Below are 3,479 nucleotides of genomic sequence, written 5' to 3' on the forward strand. Positions count from 1 at the left end.
AGTAAGCAGTTGGTTGCTTCGATTTAACTTTTATAATTACCGATAGTGACTCTAGGGCTTGCCATTCCCGTAATATGGGATAGCAATTCAATACTCGTCTTTCCCGCAAGGCTTGTGGGCGGGAATCCAGTTGCTTTGGTTAGCCTTCGAATGAAGACTGATACATATTTACTTATGTCATTCGGCAGGTTTTAAGTTTGCTAGTATGTTTGAAAATCGTACTATTATTGTAACCTAACGCCTGTCCGGCGAGGATTGTGCAGATACTTCTGCGAGACGCTGCAAGTCCGTCCATGGAAGCTCTGCCAAAAAGTCCCTTTTTTGGAAGCTCGCAGCCGCATCTACACTGAGTTTATCAAAGCAGGTTATTTGTTTGATTGACCCTCTATATGGATAGCAATTCAATACTCGTCTTTCCCGCAAGGCTTGTGGGCGGGAATCTAGCGGTTTTGGCGTTTGATGATTTTATGAAAGTCGTATCTTCATTGTTATCTCTCGTCTGCGGGGCCCTCCACGAGGTCGTTGTTCATTGATTACACTCCAGATCAACAAAGGGGCTAAAATCTTGACCATCAGAGATGGTTAAGATGTAGACATTATAGGAGTAAAACATCTGTAATTCAGACGAGAACTGGTGAATAACCTCTTGCCATTAGATAGAAATTAGCGTTTAATAACATAAGCTTAAAAAAACGACTACCTTTCTATAGAGCTAATAACTAATGGGGGTAACCTCATTAGTTATTAGCTCACACAAGGCAAACAAGAGAGAATGTTTCAATTAGCTATTTTCACTCCATACAACAGCTTACCCAACAATAAATTTACCCTCTTGGGTGATAGGCATTATAATTATGCATAGAGTACTAGTTCAATACGAAAGATTACGAAGACATTATGAACATGTAGAAAAAACGTATGATTATGCTTCATTTTTAGATCTATCTCACATTTTAAGAATTTGGGTTGAACTAAAAACGGTATTACCTAAGATCGACAAATCTTTTACTTCAAAAACACTATTTAAGTCTGCGGTTCCCAACCGAAAAATACTTAGAGCATATTCTGATGTTGAATATATTGTTGCATTTATGCCTGATGGTATAACTACACACGCAGGTAATCAAAGCTTATTTGAGTGGGATAATAAAGACGTGAAATTTTCCATTGGAGGCTCAATCGCTAAAAAAGACGATTGGATAAAAATGACAAATTTTCATTTTTGCTTCCCTAATGCCGAAAATGACACTAAATATATTACTTCTAACCCTAAAATCAGTAGACTTAATCTAGTTCAATGGTTAGGTGCTGAAATAATTAGGATGAACTTTAAAAACTGTAACGGTCAATTAGAAACAGTATCAATACCTAGAGAAATTTTGATAAAAAGATTAGCGAATATATTGGACGGGTCACATACATCTCTAGCAAATAACGGTGATTTTGATAATAAATTTGATGGACCTATTAAATTCTTGATGAGTTTTAAATGCGCAGGTTGTCCTATTCCTTATTATTTATTATTTATTATTTATTATTAAAAGTGGCACAAGATATAGTTGAGTTTGGTCCTAAGTTGATAGAATCGTTAAAAAACACCTAATAAATAGCCCGAGCTATCTAGCCTGTATGCTATTTTCATAAAGCAACAAGGCCCACGTCTGAGTCGTCTATTTTGTTCCATACAAATAAGCCATTCTCACCCTCCTTGTGGCCAAGAGAGCTTACAGCTCTGTCACAAACATTCTGGTACATCACTCGCTGGGCAATCGGGGACATTATATTATTTTCAGGCTCAATCAGACCAATGAAGCCAAACAATATAGCAGGGCAAGAAATCTTTCTTCTTGCCCTGCTAATGCATAATATTCAAGCTTTACAGTTGATGACTTATGGCTTCTTTTACCCCAACCTTCTTCTTAACACCTTAGTCGCTTGCACTAGGTTCTTAAGGGCCGGCTCTACTTCATCCCATGTACGGGTTTTCAGTCCACAATCCGGATTGACCCAAAGCTGACGTACGGCCATCTTGTCGGCCGCTTTCTCGATAAGCTCAACCATCTCATCGACACTGGGTATATTGGGTGAATGGATATCGTAGACACCAGGACCTATCTCATTGGGGTATTCGAAATCTTCGAAGGCCGTGAGTAACTCCATGCGAGAACGCGAGGTCTCGATAGTGATCACATCGGCGTCCATGGCCGCTATCGCTGCGATGGTTTCATTGAACTCGCTGTAGCACATGTGAGTGTGGATCTGAGTCTCATCGGTGACACCAGCGGCGCTCAACTTAAATGACGCAACTGCCCACTTGAGGTAGGCTTGCCAATCACTCTTCTTCAAGGGTAAACCTTCGCGGAAGGCTGGCTCATCTATCTGAATGATGCCTATGCCCGCATTTTGCAGATCGACGACTTCATCACGAATGGCCAGACCGATTTGAGTCGCTATCGCCTCACGGCTGATGTCTTCACGGGCAAATGACCAATGCAGAATAGTAACTGGCCCCGTTAGCATGCCTTTCACAGGCTTGTCAGTCAGAGACTGAGCGTACTTAGCCCACTCGACTGTCATAGCCTCAGGACGTGAGACATCACCATAAATAAGTGGCGGCTTAACACAGCGTGAGCCATAGCTCTGCACCCAACCAAATTGAGTGAAGGCGAAACCTTGCAACTGCTCGCCGAAATACTCGACCATGTCGTTACGCTCGGCCTCACCATGAACCAACACATCGATACCTAGCTTAAGCTGACGCTCAACCGTATCTCTGGTCACCTGGCGTAGTTGGTCATTATAAAACGCTTGGGTGATCTCACCTTTACGCCAGCGACTACGCAGGCCTCGAATGGCCGGAGTCTGTGGGAACGAGCCTATGGTTGTCGTAGGTAACAGGGGTAAGTTAAACTTCTGCTGCTGTATAGCTTGACGGTTAACAAACAGGGTATCACGCTCATAATCATCAGTTTTAAGCGCGGCGACCCTGTCGATAACTTGCTGATCGGCGGCGGCTTCCCGTGCCTCTCGACGCGCCACACACCTTGCCACTATGGTGTCTATTGCAACTTTAGCGGCACTGTCCGCGGGAGGGCTTAGTAGCGCTTTGAGTTGAGTCAGCTCAGAGAGCTTCTGTTTTGCAAATGAGAGTTGTTGCTTCAGCGCCGGAGCCAGCTCGGTCTCAACATCGAGATCAACCGGGCTATGTAGCAGTGAACAAGAAGGAGATATCCACACTCGTCCCTTAAGGTCGTTCACCACAGGAGCGATGCGCTCGGCAATCAAGTCAATATCTGCCGCCCATACGTTACGAGCGTTAATTACACCCAATGACAGCACTTGCTCAGGCTGAAGTTTTGCCGCAAATTCAACAAGCTGCTCGGGAGCCGTGACCAGATCCAGATGCAGACCGGCAACAGGCAAGGAGGAAACCAATGCTTGATGGTGAGCTATGGTGCCATAGTAGCTCGCCAGTAAAA

Annotated in this window: 2 protein-coding genes; one reads left to right on the plus strand and one right to left on the minus strand. The window is 43.7% G+C overall.

Translation table 11 applies throughout. The annotated features are described in order from the left end of the window. The first annotated feature begins 854 nt into the window (after positions 1-854). Positions 855-1,541 carry a hypothetical protein gene (locus HRU42_RS20775; RefSeq protein ID WP_295033961.1) on the plus strand — a complete coding sequence of 229 codons (687 nt, stop codon included), beginning with the start codon at positions 855-857 and terminating at the stop codon, positions 1,539-1,541. Between the two features lie 361 nt (positions 1,542-1,902). Here the strand turns inward: HRU42_RS20775 and metE are convergent. Beyond that, positions 1,903-3,479 (minus strand): 5-methyltetrahydropteroyltriglutamate--homocysteine S-methyltransferase (gene metE / locus HRU42_RS20780; RefSeq protein WP_295033962.1); only part of this gene is annotated, 1,577 nt, incomplete at its 5' end.

The organism is Shewanella sp., assembly GCF_013214165.1.
Lineage (GTDB): Bacteria > Pseudomonadota > Gammaproteobacteria > Enterobacterales > Shewanellaceae > Shewanella.